General features: G+C 49.6%; 1 protein-coding gene. It reads right to left on the bottom strand.

What is annotated here, in order from left to right:
* Window positions 1–15: 15 nt before the first annotated feature.
* The coding region (locus NE619_RS18575; protein ID WP_256133932.1) for a response regulator at window positions 16–228 on the bottom strand (213 nt) is incomplete at its 5' end.

Raw genomic sequence — 228 nt, 5'->3', positions numbered from 1 at the left:
AAGAAACTAAGCCACCTACGGGGTATTTTTTCTCAGCTGAGCCGCAATGGCACCATACAGCTCATAGCTTTTGATCGGTTTGGCAAGGTAGCCGTTCATTCCCATTTCCATAGCGGCATGCGCATCCTCGCTGAACGCATTGGCAGTCAATCCAATAAATGGAATCGTTGCCCCATTTCCATCTCCGCTGTTTCGGATTTCCTCCGTAGCTACAAGGCCGTTCAGCTT

Source organism: Anaerovorax odorimutans (assembly GCF_024459955.1).
GTDB lineage: Bacteria > Bacillota > Clostridia > Peptostreptococcales > Anaerovoracaceae > Hominibacterium > Hominibacterium odorimutans_A.
The sequence above is the reverse complement of the archived record's forward strand: the minus strand, read 5'-3'. Positions and strand labels throughout refer to the sequence as shown.